Source organism: Pontibacillus litoralis JSM 072002 (genome assembly GCF_000775615.1).
In the GTDB taxonomy this organism is placed as follows: domain Bacteria; phylum Bacillota; class Bacilli; order Bacillales; family BH030062; genus Pontibacillus; species Pontibacillus litoralis.
The window spans coordinates 63652-80350 of sequence record NZ_AVPG01000008.1 but is presented as its reverse complement, the minus strand read 5'-3'; the positions used below and the strand labels follow the sequence as shown (position 1 = coordinate 80350).

Annotated in this window: 11 protein-coding genes; all 11 read left to right on the top strand. The window is 38.1% G+C overall.

Translation table 11 applies throughout. The features are described 5' to 3' along the window. Nucleotides 1–176: 176 nt before the first annotated feature. A complete protein-coding gene (locus tag N784_RS07185; RefSeq protein WP_052127189.1) occupies nucleotides 177–1283 on the top strand; it encodes a glycosyltransferase in 1107 nt (368 codons plus the stop codon). Then, the gene (locus N784_RS07180) at nucleotides 1280–2410 is read left to right on the top strand and encodes a glycosyltransferase (protein ID WP_036833700.1); all 1131 of its coding nucleotides are present in this window, start codon (nucleotides 1280–1282) and stop codon (nucleotides 2408–2410) included. Before N784_RS07185 ends, N784_RS07180 begins: the two co-directional genes overlap by 4 nt. Nucleotides 2411–2442: 32 nt before the next feature. Further along, nucleotides 2443–3222 (top strand): glycosyltransferase family 2 protein, encoded by a 780-nt coding sequence (locus N784_RS07175; protein ID WP_036833698.1) that lies wholly within the window; start codon nucleotides 2443–2445, stop codon nucleotides 3220–3222. A 53-nt stretch (nucleotides 3223–3275) separates the two neighbouring features. Continuing rightward, on the top strand, nucleotides 3276–4067 hold the full coding sequence (locus N784_RS07170) for an ABC transporter permease (protein WP_036833761.1): 792 nt from the start codon (nucleotides 3276–3278) through the stop codon (nucleotides 4065–4067). A 101-nt stretch (nucleotides 4068–4168) separates the two neighbouring features. Next, nucleotides 4169–5896, top strand: coding sequence for an ABC transporter ATP-binding protein (locus tag N784_RS07165; protein ID WP_084600172.1), 1728 nt, complete (start codon nucleotides 4169–4171; stop codon nucleotides 5894–5896). 25 nt (nucleotides 5897–5921) lie between these two features. Further along, a complete protein-coding gene (locus N784_RS07160; RefSeq protein ID WP_198134406.1) occupies nucleotides 5922–7859 on the top strand; it encodes a glycosyltransferase family 2 protein in 1938 nt (645 codons plus the stop codon). Next, nucleotides 7849–10014 (top strand): glycosyltransferase family 2 protein, encoded by a 2166-nt coding sequence (locus N784_RS07155; RefSeq protein WP_052127184.1) that lies wholly within the window; start codon nucleotides 7849–7851, stop codon nucleotides 10012–10014. Before N784_RS07160 ends, N784_RS07155 begins: the two co-directional genes overlap by 11 nt. Further along, a complete protein-coding gene (locus tag N784_RS07150; protein WP_052127183.1) occupies nucleotides 10011–11432 on the top strand; it encodes an ATP-grasp fold amidoligase family protein in 1422 nt (473 codons plus the stop codon). The genes N784_RS07155 and N784_RS07150 overlap by 4 nt, the downstream gene beginning before the upstream one ends. A gap of 123 nt (nucleotides 11433–11555) precedes the next feature. Continuing rightward, nucleotides 11556–13178 carry an acylphosphatase gene (locus N784_RS07145; RefSeq protein ID WP_036833697.1) on the top strand — a complete coding sequence of 541 codons (1623 nt, stop codon included), beginning with the start codon at nucleotides 11556–11558 and terminating at the stop codon, nucleotides 13176–13178. Between the two features lie 46 nt (nucleotides 13179–13224). Further along, entirely contained in the window at nucleotides 13225–14865 is a 1641-nt protein-coding gene (locus N784_RS07140) for an acylphosphatase (protein WP_036833695.1), read from the top strand. 99 nt (nucleotides 14866–14964) lie between these two features. Further along, on the top strand, nucleotides 14965–16389 hold the full coding sequence (locus N784_RS07135) for an ATP-binding protein (RefSeq protein WP_036833754.1): 1425 nt from the start codon (nucleotides 14965–14967) through the stop codon (nucleotides 16387–16389). The last annotated feature ends 310 nt before the right edge of the window (nucleotides 16390–16699 follow it).

The following is a 16699-nucleotide window of genomic DNA, read 5'->3' as shown; positions in this document are numbered from 1 at the left end:
CCTTTTTCATTCTTAAATTTAGGGGAATCATCTAGGTAGAAATTTGAGGGAATTTGTCTTACTATGGTATAATTCGTTCAGTGTAACGAGCTTGCATTTAGAAGAGAATTGCTTGTATAAGGAAAGGCTGAAACCGTGTGGATAAGAAGATAAAAGTATTGTTTTTTATATATCAGATGGGTGCTGGCGGTGCTGCTAGGACCTTGTTAAATGTTATCAATAATATCGATCGTACAAAATTTGAACCAGTGCTCGTTACCCTTAATTATGATGGGAGTTACGAACAATATATAGAGCCTGATGTGAAATTTGTGAAATTGAATACACAACGATTGCGATCCGCTATTATACCTTTATCCAAAGTGATTCGCCAAGAAAGTGTGGATATTGTATTCAGCACCATTCCTAACTACAATATCATTGCAATATTGGCAAGATTATTATCTTTTACGAAAGCGAAGAATATTGTACGCGAAGCAGCTTTCCTTGGTGGAACTCGTTCAATGAATTGCAAGCTTCTCATTTATGGACTGTTCTATCGGTTTGCTAGTAAGGTTATCTCCTTATCGAATGGCGTGAAAGAGAACCTTGTTGAGCGATATAAGGTGAATCGCGATAACATTCAAGTTATTTACAATCCGGTTGATTTACGTAATATTCAACAAAGTATTGAACAAGGAACAATTTCTGAAGAACATGCGTCGATCTTTTCTGGAAATGATAAAGTTATTGTAACTGCTGGAAGGTTGGTAAAGGATAAAGACCAACGAACATTACTCCAAGCCTTTGCAAAGGTGAACGCCCGTATAAATAGCAAGCTAGTCATCCTTGGTGAGGGAGAGCTGGAAGAAGAGTTAAAAGCGTTAGCCCTTCACCTCCATATACATGAGGATGTTCACTTTATTGGATTTCAAGAGAATCCATACGTGTACTTTCAGCAAGCAGATTTATTCGTACTTTCTTCTATTCGAGAAGGCTTCGGACACGTGTTAGCTGAAGCGTTAGCAGCCGGAACACCAGTCATCTCTACCCATTGTAAACCAGGTGCTGAAGAAGTGCTTTGCGGAGGAGAATACGGCAAACTATGTGAAGTAGGAAACTCTGAACAAATGGCAGAGTTTATGTATGCTGATTTGTCGATGACGAAAAAAGAAGAGATAGAGCGAATAAATAAAGGATATAAAAGAGCAAGTCAATTTGACGCTGTAACCATTGTGAAACAGTATGAAGACGTATTTAGGCAAACAGTTGGACAGCTAAATGAAGGAGTTGAAGGATCATGAATTCGCCTAAGCAAGTAGTGCATCTAACGACTGTACACCATCCGTATGATCCGCGTATTTATCATAAGGAATGTATGTCACTACACCACGCAGGCTATGACGTGACCTTAATTGCACAAGAAGCAGATACTAAACAAGACGGAGATAAACCAATTCGCCATGTACCTATTAAGAAATACACAAGTCGTTTAAAGCGTATGGTACTTGGTCCAATAGATGTGTATAAAAAAGCGAAGCGGTTAAATGCAGATGTGTATCACTTTCATGATCCAGAGCTATTATTCGTAGGTTGGTTGTTGAAGAAGAAGCATAATGTCGTCATTTATGATATTCATGAAGATTATATCACTAGCATTATGCAAAAGAATTACATGAGTGCCCCTGTTAAGAAAATAATAGCGAAATTGTATAAAGGACTCGAGAAAGTCTTTGCAAGAAATATGGAGCTTTGTTTGGCGGAAAAGTATTATAAAGATATTTACAAACGAGGAACATGTGTATTAAACTACCCGACCATTAATGAGCATTTTATACATCACAACCGAACCGATAAGCCATTAGAGAATAAATTGTTGTACACTGGAAATGTAACGTATGTAAGAGGAGCACAAATTCATGCGAAGATTCCGCTAATCGATGAACAAATGTCTGTACACTTCATCGGCAAATGCCCAAGTGAGCTAGCCGAGGAAATGTATGAAATCGCTAAAGACAAGCGTGCCCATTTGCATATAGAAGGTATTGATCGTTTTATTCAGAAGGAAGATATTGAAGCGCGTTACCTTAGTCATCATTGGCTAGCTGGTGTTGCGTTATTTCCACCAACGGAGCATTATATGAAGAAGGAATTAACGAAGTTCTTTGAATATATGAACGCCGGACTTCCTATTATATGTTCCAACTTTCCGGTGTGGAAGGATTTTGTTGAGAAGCATCAATGTGGAATAGCAGTAGACCCATATGATGATGAGGAGATAAAGCGAGCCATAGACTATTTGCGCAATCACCCAGAAGAGACGAAACAAATGGGTGAAAATGGTAAAAAAGCGGTTTTAGAACAATTAAATTGGCATACGGAAGAGCAGAAATTAATTGATTGGTATAATCAATTAACGATTGTCTACTAACGTGTGCTACAACGCGAAGGAATGTTTGGATAGTGAATAACGAAAACCCATTGATTTCTGTCGTGACACCTGCCTATAATGCAGAGCGATTTATAGCAGAAACGATAGAATCTGTTATGAAACAAACGTATACAAATTGGGAAATGATCATTGTGGATGACTGTTCGATGGATCAAACCGTGGACATTGTACAAAGCTATCAAGAGCAAGACCCGCGGATTCAATTAATACGATTACAGCACAATAGTGGATCGGCGGTAGCGAGAAATACAGCGATGGATCATGCTCGCGGACGCTACATTGCTTTTTTAGATAGTGATGATTTATGGATTCCGCAAAAGTTAACAAAACAACTCGCCTTTATGCAAACGAAAGATATTGCGTTTTCGTTTACGGAATATGTCCGTATTCAACAAGATGGAACAAGAACACAAGCAATCGTAAAAGCGCCTCAATGCGTTGGATATGATGATTTAATGAAACGTTGTGTAATCGGGTGTTTAACGGTAATGATTGACCGGGATAAAATTGGCGACATAAAGATGGTAAACATCCGAACGAGGCAAGATTATGTATATTGGCTAACCTTAACGAAGCGCGGTTTCCTTGCCTATGGATTACCTGAAGTGCTTTCAGAGTACAGGTTAGTTTCTAATTCAATCTCGAGTAATAAGTGGAAAGCCGCGAAACAAAATTGGTATGTATTTCGACAGATTGAACAACAAAGCTTGTGGAAGAGTATGTGGTATTTCTCTCATTACGCGATTAGGTCCGTATATGATTTAATGAAATATAGAAGATTAAACTCTTAATAGAATGTAATTTGGTTTATATGAAAAAGCTAGGCGGTGTGAACGTGACTGATATGAAAACATATCTTCAAGATATACGTAAGCGTAAAGATTTAATATTGTATTTGGTGAAGTCAGGATTAAAAGCAGAACATAGAAATAGTTATTTAGGTTACTTTTGGTGGTTGTTAGATCCACTTTTAAATGTGCTTGTTTATTACTTTTTGGTTGTCGTTATTTTAGGCAGAGAGTCACAGGAATTTAGCTATGCTGTCTTTCTCGTTATTGGTCTTGTCGTATGGCGTTGGATCAGTTCTGCTATTAACGCATCATCGAAGTCGATTTTGCGATATAGTTCGATCATTAATCAAGTGTATTTACCGAAAGCGATATTTCCGTTATCCTTTACGATTACGCAGCTAGTAAACTTTATGTTTGGTATAGTGGTTATTGCTATTTTCTTAATAGCGTATGGGGTGACACCTGGTTGGCAAGTCGTATACTTACCATATCTGATTTTGGTAACGTTGGTCTTTTTGTTAGCTATTGGCTTTGTACTTGGGTTTATTACTATATTCGTTCGGGATATTGAGAACATTATTTCTCACATTATCCGTATTTTCTTCTATGCATCTCCGATTATTTGGGAAGAGTCTCGTTTAGCTCGTCTAGGACCGGAGTATACATGGATTACAGAAGCGAACCCAATAGCAATTATTATTACTTCCTTTAGAGATATACTAATGTTTAACAGTAGTCCTGATTTCTTTGGTCTTACCGTTATTTTAGTCATCTCAAGTGCCGTATTGGTGTACATGCTTTATTACTACAGCAAGCATGAACACAAAATAATTAAAGCTTTATAAGAGGCAACCTCCTTTACGATTTAAAAAAAGTTAATGATTTCATCGTCTACTTTATATAGAGGCAATGAAATCATTATTCTGTATAAAAGAGGGTAATGAACATGACAAATGAACATAATGAGAAAAATGAGCAACAATCGAATGAATCAGCTGTTCCTGTTGTACAAGCAGAAGGCATAGGTGTTGCTTTTGAAGAACGAAACAATGATGACTATAAATCAAAGTTAATTAATTTGTTTAAAAATAAAAAGAATAAAAAGAAGAAAGAAAAGAAATGGCCATTAACGGATATTGATTTCACAGGCTATGAAGGTGAAATATTAGGCATTATCGGTTCAAATGGCGCGGGGAAAACGACATTAAGTAAAATTATTACTGGCATTCTTAAAGAAGATAAAGGCTTCATCGATGTTGATGGAAAGGTAACAGCTTTATTTTCATTTGGAATGGGCTTTAATAAAGAGTTAACGGGAAGAGAGAACGTTTTTCTAAATGGAATGATGCTTGGAATTAACAAAGATGTTATTGAACGTTATATTGATGACATTCATGAATTCTCTGATTTAGGCGATTTCATTGATCAGCCGATGAAATATTATTCTAGTGGCATGAAGGCGAGACTCGGCTTTAGTGTCGCAGCCCACCTAGAACCGGAAATCCTAATTTTAGATGAGGCGCTGAATACAGGTGACGCCAAGTTTAGCCGCAAAGCATCATTGAAGATGAAAGAACTTGTTAAGAAAGCCAAAATGGTTATTATCGTTACCCACAGCTTGCCGTATGCGCAGCGCAATTGCGATCGTTTAATGTGGATAAACGGCGGGGTGATAGAAGCTATTGGAGATCCGAAAGAGGTCGTACAGAAGTATCGTGCAACCGTTCCTGTAATGCCAAGAAGAAAGCCAAAGCCGAGCTTACAAGTAGAGAAAACCGATACAACCGTCGTCGATAAAGATATTATAAAAGCTGAGAATGTTGGGGTTTCTTTCCAATTAAACTCAGGCAAATTTTGGGCTTTGAAGGATGTTAGCTTTAACATTAAAGAAGGAGAAGTAGTTGGTATAATCGGGCATAATGGAGCTGGTAAAAGCACATTATGTAAAGTACTGACGAAAATCTTGGCCCCTGACACCGGTAACTTAGAATTAAATGGAGAGACGTCCTCTTTATTAGGATATGGCACAGGCTTTAATGCTCAATTAACAGGAACCGACAATATTTATCTGAATGCGATGTTGCTCGGTATTTCTAAGAAACGAGTAGAAGAAAACTATGATGAGATCGTGGAGTTTTCTGGTTTGAAGCAAGCTATTCATAAGCCGGTGAAAGAGTACTCTAGTGGAATGAAAGCGCGTTTAGGTTTTAGTATCGCCGCTATACTGAAGCCGGATATATTCATTATTGATGAAGCATTATCCACAGGTGACATGGCGTTCCAACAAAAAGCAAGCGAACGTATTCAAGAAATGATGGAACGGGCCAAAGCCGTTATTATCGTAACGCACAGTATGCAATTCGTAGAGAAAGTATGTACTCGCGGCATTTGGATGGAACAAGGTCAAGTGAAATTTGATGGTCCGGCTGAAGAAGCAGTGGAAAAGTATCGAGAATCTTTAGGGGTACAAAAACAAGGTAAACAACGGAACTTAAGAAATATAAATAACGGTCAAAACGGAAAGAATAACAACGGCCCAAACAGAGCGAACAATGGCCAGAAAGTGAATGCTCAAAATCGGCTAAACAACAAGCAGAACCCGAACGTCCAAAGTCAAAGGAATCAAGCTAAGCCGCAAACAAACAACCAAACGGATGATGGTAACAAAGCTTAGTGAACAATAAATGGTGGTGAATGAATTGTTACATCTAATGAAGAAAGCGATGACCAATACGCTGGATTTTATTTTATATAACGTGTTAAATGAAAATCAAAAGAAAAAAATGGCGAATCTTTTTTCTAGTAAGCAAAAAGAAGCTATAAAGAAAATTACGAGTAGCGGGAAACGTCATATGCAAAAGAAAAAAATAAAACAAATCAAACACCATTTATATAGCTTAGGCTTTACGCATAAAGCTTTACAACAGTTAGAGGATGTTTATGTGAATGCTGAGGATGCATTTATGAAACAATTGGCGGCATGGGAATTGGCTCTTTGGCATGTGAATGAATTGACAGAATCGGGTGCAAGGGAAGCTTTAACCTATCTGGAAGTAGCAATCGAGAACGTGAAAGATAAACAAACGCTAAGAAAGGCAACTATTCTTCAGGTAGAGTGCTATGAGCGCTTAGGAGAGATTTCATTAGGAAAGCAGCTTCTTGATGAAAGGCTATCCGAACAACAACATCCTGATCTATATTTAGCAGCGGCGAATTTAGAGACGGACCTCGCCGCACGTACTACTTGGATCAATAAGGCGTTAGCAACGTATCAATTAAGTCCAATTGCCTTTACGGAAGGACATTACGATAGTTTGATTACACAATCCGTTCAGAGAAGCATTCAAGATGGGCCGAAAGTGTCGGTCATCTTACCTGCATTTAAAGCAGAGGAAGGAATTCGAATAGCGATTGAATCTATTTTATCGCAAACATGGCACAATATTGAACTGTTAGCGGTCGACGATTGTAGTCCAGATCAGACAGCTGCTGTCATTAAGGAATACGCTGAGAAAGATTCCAGAGTCCGCTATTTATCAACCCCGCAAAATAGCGGTCCATATGTTGCAAGAAATATTGCTTTACAACAAGCAACAGGAGACTTTGTCACGATTAATGATGCAGATGACTGGTCCCATGCAGAGAAGATAGAAATACAAGTTCGCCACTTGCTAGAGCATCCAGAAGTAATCGCCAACACATCAGAGCATGCACGTTTAACAGAAGAAGACTTGAAACTATATCGACGAGGCAATCCGGGGCTGTATATTTTCTCTAATATGTCTTCGTTGATGTTTCGTCGTGAACCTGTTATGAAAGAAGTCGGCTTTTGGGATAGCGTTCGCTTTGCTGCAGACGGTGAATTTAAACGTCGATTAATCAAAGTGTTCGGGAAAGAACGTATTATGGATGTAAAGACGGGACCGTTATCTTTGCCGCGCCAATCCGTATCTTCACTAACAGGTAGTTCTGCATTTGGTTATAATGGCTTTTTTATGGGGGCGCGTCAAGAATATGTGGAGAGTCTTGAACATCACCATAATCGCGCTGAAACTCTGTATTATCCTTATCCGCAATCTGAAAGGCTATTTCCTGTACCAGAGCCGATGTGGCCGAAACGTGAAGACAAGCCGAATGGCAGTCGTTTGTTTGATGTCGTCATAGCGGCAGATTTTCGGATAGATAATCAAGAAGAAATGGTACAAGAAATTAAAGCGTTGCAACAAATGAACAAGCGAATTGGGCTCGTGCAATTAAATCGCTATCAAGTTGATCTTCCACAATCTATTCATACAACTATTCGTGAATTGTTAGACGGGAATCACGTTCATATGCTTGTCTATGGTGAGAAGATTTCTGCTACCACATTGTTCGTACTCGATACAAAAGCAATGCATCACTGGCAGAAATACATTCCGATGATACAAGCACATCGAATCCATGTGAAGGTAGCAGAAGAAGAAAATCGTGATTCGTATACGGCAATTTCACATCATGTGACGGAATATTTTACAAACGAAGCAGTGTGGCATCCGGTTAATCAACAGGTAAGAATGCAATGCTTGGAAAATGAGACGATACAACAGATTACAGTAAGTGAAGAAGATTGGAAGACGATGGTGTGTTATGTGGAATAAAAAAGACAAACAAATGTCAGACGTCAATCAGACAGCTCTTGTGGAACTGCAACAACAACTTAAGCAGGCCAAGCACCAAACAGAAAGAAAGCAACAGCAATATATCGAGCATAAATGGCAATTTGATTCGATGCAATCGTTTATTCTTCATTTCATTAGACCAATGAAGCGTGTGATGAAATGGTCCAAAACGTTGGGCGGTGTAGTGCTCAGGAGACGTAACAAACAACAGCTATACAGCAGCTCATATAAAAGAAAGGACGCGGCTAACAAACTAAAGCCGTATAAGTACCATATGTATGAGTTGGGCTTCAGAAACAAAGCGTTAACGGATATGAAACAATTGTATGAGCAAACAGAAGATCGATTCCTAGCGCAGGCCATTGCGTGGGAACTGGCACTATGGTATGCGAATCAATATACGAGTGATGGGTGTAAACAAGCGTTACAGTATTTGCGCGTGGCTATCGAAAAGGAGAACAATCAAGACTTACTTCGTAAAGCAGCCATCATACAAGCCGAGTGTTATGCACGTATTGGTGAGCGAGAAGAAGGAAAACGAATTATACAGCACATGTTAAAGCAACAACAGCATAATGACTTATATTTGGCGGCAGCTAATTTAGAAACATCCATCATTCAACGTCTAGGTTGGATAAATCAAGTATATGTAAGGTATGGGTTACAACCTATTACTTTTACTAATTTAGATGCACCAACTTATGATGATTTAACGACTGTACCTGCAGAGCACAGTATAGCAAGTGGCCCAAAAGTATCGGTCATTCTTCCGGCATATAATGCACAAGAAGGTATTCGTACAGCGATTGAATCAATCCTAAACCAAACGTGGCGTAATCTAGAATTGTTGATTGTCGATGATTGTAGTAGCGATAATACGTTTCAAGTGGCAGAGCAATATGCAGAGCAAGATGATCGAGTGAGCGTTTTCACAACGCCTAACAATAGCGGTCCTTATATTGCGCGAAATATCGCATTAAAAGAAGCGACAGGTGAATTTGTTACGGTTAATGATGCGGATGATTGGTCTCATGTGGAGAAAATCGAGAAACAAGTAACGCATTTAATAGACAATCCACATGTCATCGCCAATACATCAGAGCATTCAAGATTAACGGAAGAACTTACATTATATCGTCGCGGGACACCAGGGGTTTACATTTTTCCAAATATGTCATCATTAATGTTTCGGCGAGAGCCTGTTCTGAGCGAATTAGGCTATTGGGATAGTGTCCGCTTTGCCGCAGATGGTGAGTTTAAGCGCAGATTGTTGAAAGTATTTGGACAAGATAAGATTATAGATTTACCAACCGGTCCATTATCGTTACCAAGGCAAACTGTTTCTTCGTTGACAGGTAGTTCTGCATTTGGATATAACGGATTTTTTATGGGGGCACGTAAAGAATATGTCGAGAGCTTTGAAGCTTATCACAATGAAGCAACAAACTTATACTATCCAGCACAGCAGTTGCAACGATTATTCCCAGTGCCTGAACCAATGTGGCCGAGAAGAGAAGAAAAGGTCAATGGTAGCCGCTACTTTGATGTAGTAATTGCAGGGGATTTTCGAATAGATGATGAAGCGTTACAAACGACTTTGCAAGAAATAAGGATTCATCAACAATTAGGACTTAAAACAGGCCTTCTGCAAATGGCGAGTTATAATTATTACTTACCAAAGCAAGTGGTGCCTGAAGTAAGAGCAATGATTAATGGTCGAGATGTGCAAATGCTTGTGTACGGGGAAAAGGTTACAACAGAGCTATTTATGGTGAAGCAACCAGCCGTTCTACAAGAGAAGCAGCAATATATTCCAAGTATCAAAGCAAAAACGGTACGAGTAATTGTCGACAGGCTACCAAAGGAAGAGAAAGTACATCTGTACGATATAAGACAATGTATGAAGCATTTAGAAGAATATGTGGGGCATAGAGGGAAATGGTTTCCTTACAATGAGTCGATTAGACAAGATTTACTAACCAATCATTCCCGTTATGTGTCTACCATAAAATTAGCCTCAAGTATTTGGAGCGATCATAATGAGGATGCTTATGAGATCTATCGTAGCCGTCTAGACGAATGGCTCATACACGGTTTAGCACCAGGCAAAAGGCAAGGGAGAGGGCGCTCATGAACAAATGCGATGGAGAGTCAATCAACGTTAACAACAAAGAAAGAAATCATCACCAGCCCGATCTATTGGCGCAACTAATCGATACAGAAGCAAAGATTAAAGAATTAGAACAACAACAGAAGCAATATGAAAAGCAAATCAAGCATATGTACAAAAGTAACACATGGCAGAAGACAGGGTGGCTGAGAAAAGCTTATGCACTTGTTACAGGAAAAGCAGGGCGTAAACAAGCTGCATATATTCATTATTTAGAAACACAATTAGAAGCCACGTTAGAGCAGCTGTATGCAACGAAAGAATTGTTATCAGAGCAAATGGTGCATAACCCAGGGTTAAGCCAGTACCAAATAATTGACGTCATCAAAGAAAAGAAACGAGAAGGACTTCTAATGGACTATTTAGATAAACTAATAGTACATAAGCAAGTTCTTGAGAACAATTACAATAAAGCGCTCACGTATGCAGCACGTACTTTTATGAAAGAACAGCCAGCCTTTCGAAATCATGTATATGAACAAGTGTTACAAGGATTAAAGATAGAAGATATTCCAGAATTTATGATTCGAGCAGGATTGGATGAAGAAAGCATTCCTCTCGTTTCTACTGCTTCTTATCGCGCGAGTTTAAATATGAGAATGAGGCAATATCAATGGATGGGTTCATTACCTGAATGGTCATTAGACGATAAACAAGAAGCGTATGCCTTTATGGACCAATTAGATATTCGAAGACCTTGGACTTCTGAACATAGTTTTCCGCTTTCTGACATGCCGCAGCATACTCAAGTAGCCATCAAGCCGGTCGACGGAGCCGGTTCACGAGGTGTGTACCTTGTTCGAGCAAATGATGATATAATTGACCTAAAACGAGCTAATTCGATCAAAAGTTGGAATGACCTTAAAACCGCCATGCAAGAAGATTTGGATTCAGGTTGGGTGGAGAAGGACGAATGGTTTATGGAAGAACTTATTTTCGAGAACAAGCTGGAGAAACAAGCGGCAAGTGATGTGAAGTTTTACTGTTTTTACGGTAAGGTTGGCGTTATATTAGAAATCAAACGTTATCCAGAATTGGCTTATTGTTGGTGGACAGCAGATGGACAAAGAATTCACACAGGGAAGTACGAAGATGAGCTGTTTAAAGGACAAGGAGTTTCTAAACAAGAGCTGCAATTAGCAGCAAATCTTAGCTTAGAAATCCCTGCACCATTTATTCGCATCGACTTTCTCCGTTCAGAGGATGGTTTAGTATTCGGCGAATTCACACCGAAGCCAGGGAATTATGACGGGTTTGACCAGCAAACTGACCAATGGCTAGGAGATTTATTTCTCGAGGCAGAAGGTCGTCTAAGCCAAGACTTGTTAAATGGAAAATCATTTGAAGCATTTCGTCGTAAAATGGAAACAACACAACAGTGAAGGTTATTATTCACTAGATAATAAAGTAGGAAACGAGTATAAACATCGACGAATTGAGATAGTTGTATTTGTCGAGTTTTTCTTGTGTTTATAAATGAATAGTGTTCTAGGAGGAAAAATGTAATGGAAGAGACTCACTCAGAGTGGCTACCGCACTTATCAGACAGCATTGTAGCAGACGCACACGGATATTTGTTAGATTCATACGCTGTATCACTTGAAGGCTGGAGAAGAGGCCTGACCCTTAAATGGCACTTAAAGAATACAGAGAAATTCAAGGAAATGATGACTTGGTATGTGGACAAACCAGGACAATTGTACTCTTTAAGTAATAAAGAAAGAACGCACTATTTCTTTCGCACTAGAGGGGATAAAGTAACGAATGATGCAGTAACAATCGGCAAAGATAAAGAAAAAACGAAGCAAATGTTGCAGCAAGCAGGCGTACCTGTTCCAGAAGGGCAGCAATTTTTCGCAGAAGATACGAATGAGATGATCATCGAATATGCTTCTTCGTTAGGCTATCCAGTCGTTATTAAACCGACAGATGGAAGCTTTGGTAGAGGTGTTGTTTCGAACATTACAAGCTCTGGTGAGTTGGAGTACTCCATACAGTATGTACGCACGCAACTGAATATGCCAGAAGTGATTGTAGAACGATATATTCCTGGTGATGACTACAGACTATATGTCGTTGGTGATGAAGTGGTTGGAGCTATTAAACGCCTTCCACCAAACGTAATCGGAGATGGTGTCCATACCATACAAGATTTGATTGACCAGAAAAATGAGCAAAGAAAAGACAATCCAAGACTTATTACATGTTTAATTAATGTAAATCAAGAAATGGTTGATTACTTGAATCGGCAAGGTTATACATTAGATAGTGTGCCACAAGCAGATAAACAAGTGAGTCTTAGCTCGAAAAATAATATATCCATTGGCGGAGATCCCATTGACATGCTGGATGATTTACCTAGTGAAATCAAGAAAGTAGCGGTACAAGCATTACAAGCGGTACCAGGCCTAGACCATGGAGCAGTAGATATGATGGTCCATCCAGATAAGCCTGTTAATGAAGCTGCTTTTGTAATTGAGTTGAATCCAACTGCACAAATTGGTGGTCTTTTATATCCGATGTATGGAAAATCAAGAGACATTCCATCTGCCATTATCGATTACTATTTCCCAGAAACAAAAGGTATGGATGAGGAACGCACGAATACGTACTTTGATTTACATGATGTACTAGAGCCACTTCAGATGAACACAGCGTATTCCACAACGGTTACTCCTTCTCCACGTGGAAAGCTATACGCGAAGAAATACACTGTATATGGTGATGTAAAGGATATAGGCTATCACCGTGGTTTGCGTAAACAAGCCTTTGAACGTCAATTACACGGCTTTGTAATGAGCAATGAAGAGGATTCGATTGAAGTAGTAGTCGGCGGCTTAGATCCAGAAATGGTGGACGATTTCAAGAACGGAATATGGGAAGATGACGAACGAGCAGAAATATGGCAAGTTCAAGTAGAAGACTACCATGAACCACTTAAAGTAGGATTTGAAGTGAAATTAGACTTGAAGACACAATTAGAAGAATTGAAGAAATATAAACGTGAACTTGAAATAACCGAATTAGCAATGAAGAAAGCGGAAGTACAACGGAGGAAATTCTACGAAAGTAAGTCTTGGAAAATAACGAAACCGATTAGATATGTAGGATCATTCTTCAAAAAGTAGGAAGCGTGAAAAAGGTGAAGATATTCTACAGCAGGAGGAATCATACATGAAGGACAAACAAGGGATAAGCCTTCCTCAACTGTCAGCAGATGTTGTAAAGAACGCAAGGAAAACAAGATTAGATGCATTCGCAGTTGCCCTTGAAGGCTGGCGTAGAGGATTGAAGTTAAAATGGTATACACGTGATTCAGAACACTTTCAAGATATGGTAATCTTCGGTGTAAACCCGCCAGGAAGATTATTCTCTTTAAGCTCAGAGGAACGCACTCATTACTTTTTTAGAACACGTGGAGATAAAGTAACGAATGAAGCAGTAGAGATTGGATCAGAGAAAGATGATACGAAGATATACTTAGAAAAAGCTGGAGTGCCAGTGCCAAAAGGAAGAGGCTTTGAAGTAGACGCCACTGATGAAGAAATTATTGAATACAGCAAGACGTTACCATACCCACTTGTGCTAAAGCCAACGAATGCTAGCTTAGGTAACGGAGTAGTAACGAACATTAACAGCGATGAAGAATTTAAGAAGGCTGTCGAATATGTACGCCATGAATTAGAGTACGATGAGGTTATTGTAGAGCAATTCGCGGCGGGTAAAGAATACCGCGTGTATGTCATTGAAGACCAAGTAATTGCAGCCTATAACCGTATCCCGGCTAATATTATCGGGGATGGTGAACATACAATTGAAGAACTCATTGATTTGAAGAACAAAGAAAGAAGAAGAAACGCGCGGTTGAACAGTTGCCTAATTGAAATGGATAAAGAAATCATCGAATTCATTGGAGCAGCCGGCTATACGTTAGAGAGTATTCCTGAAAAGGGAGAAGAGATTTACTTAAGACAGAAAACAAATGTATCCTCTGGTGGTGATCCTATTGACGTCACCGATGAAATTCCAGAAGAATTCAAACAAATTGCCATTGATGCTGTAAAGGCCATTCCAGGTCTATACCATTGTGGTGTAGATATTATTGTGAATGATGACCGAACAGTAGAGAACCCAGCAGTTGTCATTGAATTAAATCCAACCGCACAAATTGGTGGTATTTTATATCCATTAAGAGGACAAGCACGTAACATACCAGCGGCTATTATTGATTACTATTTCCCGGAAACGAAAGGAATGGATACAACCCATTCTAAGATCTATTTCGACTTACCAGCAGTATTAGAGCCATTAGAGAATCGCTCTGCTATTGAAGTAGAAATACCACCAGCACCTATGGGAAAACTATACGCCAAACGTTTCGTAGTAAAAGGAAAGGTACAAGGCCATAGCTATCACCGCTTTTTAAAACGTCAAGCCATCGACCGAGGTTTACACGGGTACGTCAAGAACATGGTATTTGATGAAATTGAAATTATAGTAGCAGGTACAGAAAAAGATGACATTTCCAAATTTAAGCAAGTCATTACTTCTTACAAGAAAAATACACAAGTAAATGACTTGAAAGAAGAAAATTACGAAGAGCCAGTAACCATTGGATTTGAAATTACCGAGCGATACAACACGAAAAACATTAAGTCCGTCCAGCATGCGCTACGCAAGATGGAAAAAGAGCTCAAACGAATGAACAAGCACAAAAACAGAATGGAAAAAGACAACCAGCACGTGTTGAATAGTACATCCTGGAAAGTAACAGAGCCTGTACGTAAGGTTGGGGAAATGGTGAAGAAGAAGTAAAGAAACCATTATTTAGCTAGTAATGATTTTTAACGCAACTAGAATAAAAAAAGTTATCAAAAACCTATTTACAATGCCCTAGGAATGAGGAGTGCGTTCATGTTTGGAAATGAAAAAAATTGGTTGGAGCATTTAGACAATGCTATTCCAAAAGCAGCATACGGTTATAAGACTTGTGCATATACTGTTGCATTAGAAGGTTGGAGAAGGGGTCTAGAATTAAAATTCATAAATACATTTAATACTAGTATGAATGCTCCAATAAAATTCTCTTTAAGCGATGGCAAAAAGCAATACACTTTTGCAACTAGTAGAGGAGAATTGGTTACTAAAGAAGCTATTAAAGTTTGTATAGATAAAGATAAAACCAAAGAAATACTTTCTAAAGCAAATGTTGCTGTCCCAGAAGGCAGAGCATTTAACAACAATAATTCAGATGAAGAAATAATTAATTATACAAAATCTATAGGCTTTCCTGTAGTATTAAAACCTACAAATGCAGGTGGTGGCACTGGTGTCATTACAAATATAACCAACATTGATCAATTTGTTAGTGCGCTTTTTCATGTTCGTAATGAATTACAATATAAAGATATAATGGTGGAGAGATATGTATTAGGTGACGATTATAGAATTTATGTTTTAAATAATGAAATAATAGGTGCATTCAAAAGGATGCCTGCAAATGTAATTGGTGATGGTGATACAACTATTAAAGGGTTAATTGATAAAAAAAATAAGATTAGAAAAAATAGTCCATTTCTTTTTTACAAGCCAATTAAGGTCGATGAGGATGTAAAAAGATTTCTATATAAACAAAATTTATCAGTTGATTATATTCCTAAAAAAGGTCAATTAGTTATGTTGCGGGATAAAGGATCTTTTATTGAGGGAGGAGATCCGATAGATGTTACTGATTTATTAACAAATAGTATTAAAAGTAACGCAATAAATGCTGTAAAAGCTGTCCCTGGTTTAGTGCAATGTGCAGTAGATATGATTGTTGACGAAGAAAATGATGTTGGAGTAATTAATGAATTAAATTCGAAACCACAAATTAGCAATCATTTATTCCCTAGTGAAGGAATTGCTCGAGATATACCTAGAGCAATTATTGATTATTATTTTCCACATACAAAAGGAGAATTTCGAAATGATCAATTCTATTTTGATTTAAAATCTATAATAGAAAATTTTAAAAATGGGTTTGCTAAAAGTATTATTATACCTAATGTTCCTTCACGAAATTATATTACGAGACGATATGTGGTTTCTGGAACATTAAGTAATTCTAAGTATAAAAGCTGGATTATGAAGAAAGCCAAAAGTTTAAAGCTTAACGGTAGAGTTAGGGATTTAAATAATGGTGATGTTGTGATTATTGCAGCAGGGTTGCTAAAAAATTTAGATGAATTTAAGGAAACTATTATTAATAATTCCCCTGATAAAGTGCACGTATCTGGTGTTTCACAGAAGGATTGGAATAAACCTGTTAAGATTGGTTTTGAAATTTTGGAGAAATAAATATATGACTTGTTAGTATTGTTTTATCTATGTTAAATATTTTAAGAGCTGTCCCTGATTTTTATATGTGGGATAGCTCTTTTGGTTGTACTTACTAACAAATAATTAAAAAGAAGCTTGTCCCATTTATTTTTATCAACTATTTTTTAGAAGTTATAGGTAGATGATGTAATATCTTATATTCCTATTAAATATGCTCGAAGTGCAATTCAATAAAATTTGATGTTAAATATGTAAAAAAAATGAATCATAGTAATCTGTGCATAAAGCAGTAGGTTTACTAAAATAAAATGTGAGTCTTCCGATATAA

What these genes read in the sequence shown, in the direction of transcription:
- N784_RS07185 (WP_052127189.1), top strand. Translation starts at nt 177, where the DNA reads ATGGGTGCTGGCGGTGCTGCTAGGACCTTGTTAAATGTTATCAATAAT.
- N784_RS07180 (WP_036833700.1), top strand. Translation starts at nt 1,280, where the DNA reads ATGAATTCGCCTAAGCAAGTAGTGCATCTAACGACTGTACACCATCCG.
- N784_RS07170 (WP_036833761.1), top strand. Translation starts at nt 3,276, where the DNA reads ATGAAAACATATCTTCAAGATATACGTAAGCGTAAAGATTTAATATTG.
- N784_RS07165 (WP_084600172.1), top strand. Translation starts at nt 4,169, where the DNA reads ATGACAAATGAACATAATGAGAAAAATGAGCAACAATCGAATGAATCA.
- N784_RS07155 (WP_052127184.1), top strand. Translation starts at nt 7,849, where the DNA reads ATGTGGAATAAAAAAGACAAACAAATGTCAGACGTCAATCAGACAGCT.
- N784_RS07150 (WP_052127183.1), top strand. Translation starts at nt 10,011, where the DNA reads ATGAACAAATGCGATGGAGAGTCAATCAACGTTAACAACAAAGAAAGA.
- N784_RS07145 (WP_036833697.1), top strand. Translation starts at nt 11,556, where the DNA reads ATGGAAGAGACTCACTCAGAGTGGCTACCGCACTTATCAGACAGCATT.
- N784_RS07140 (WP_036833695.1), top strand. Translation starts at nt 13,225, where the DNA reads ATGAAGGACAAACAAGGGATAAGCCTTCCTCAACTGTCAGCAGATGTT.
- N784_RS07135 (WP_036833754.1), top strand. Translation starts at nt 14,965, where the DNA reads ATGTTTGGAAATGAAAAAAATTGGTTGGAGCATTTAGACAATGCTATT.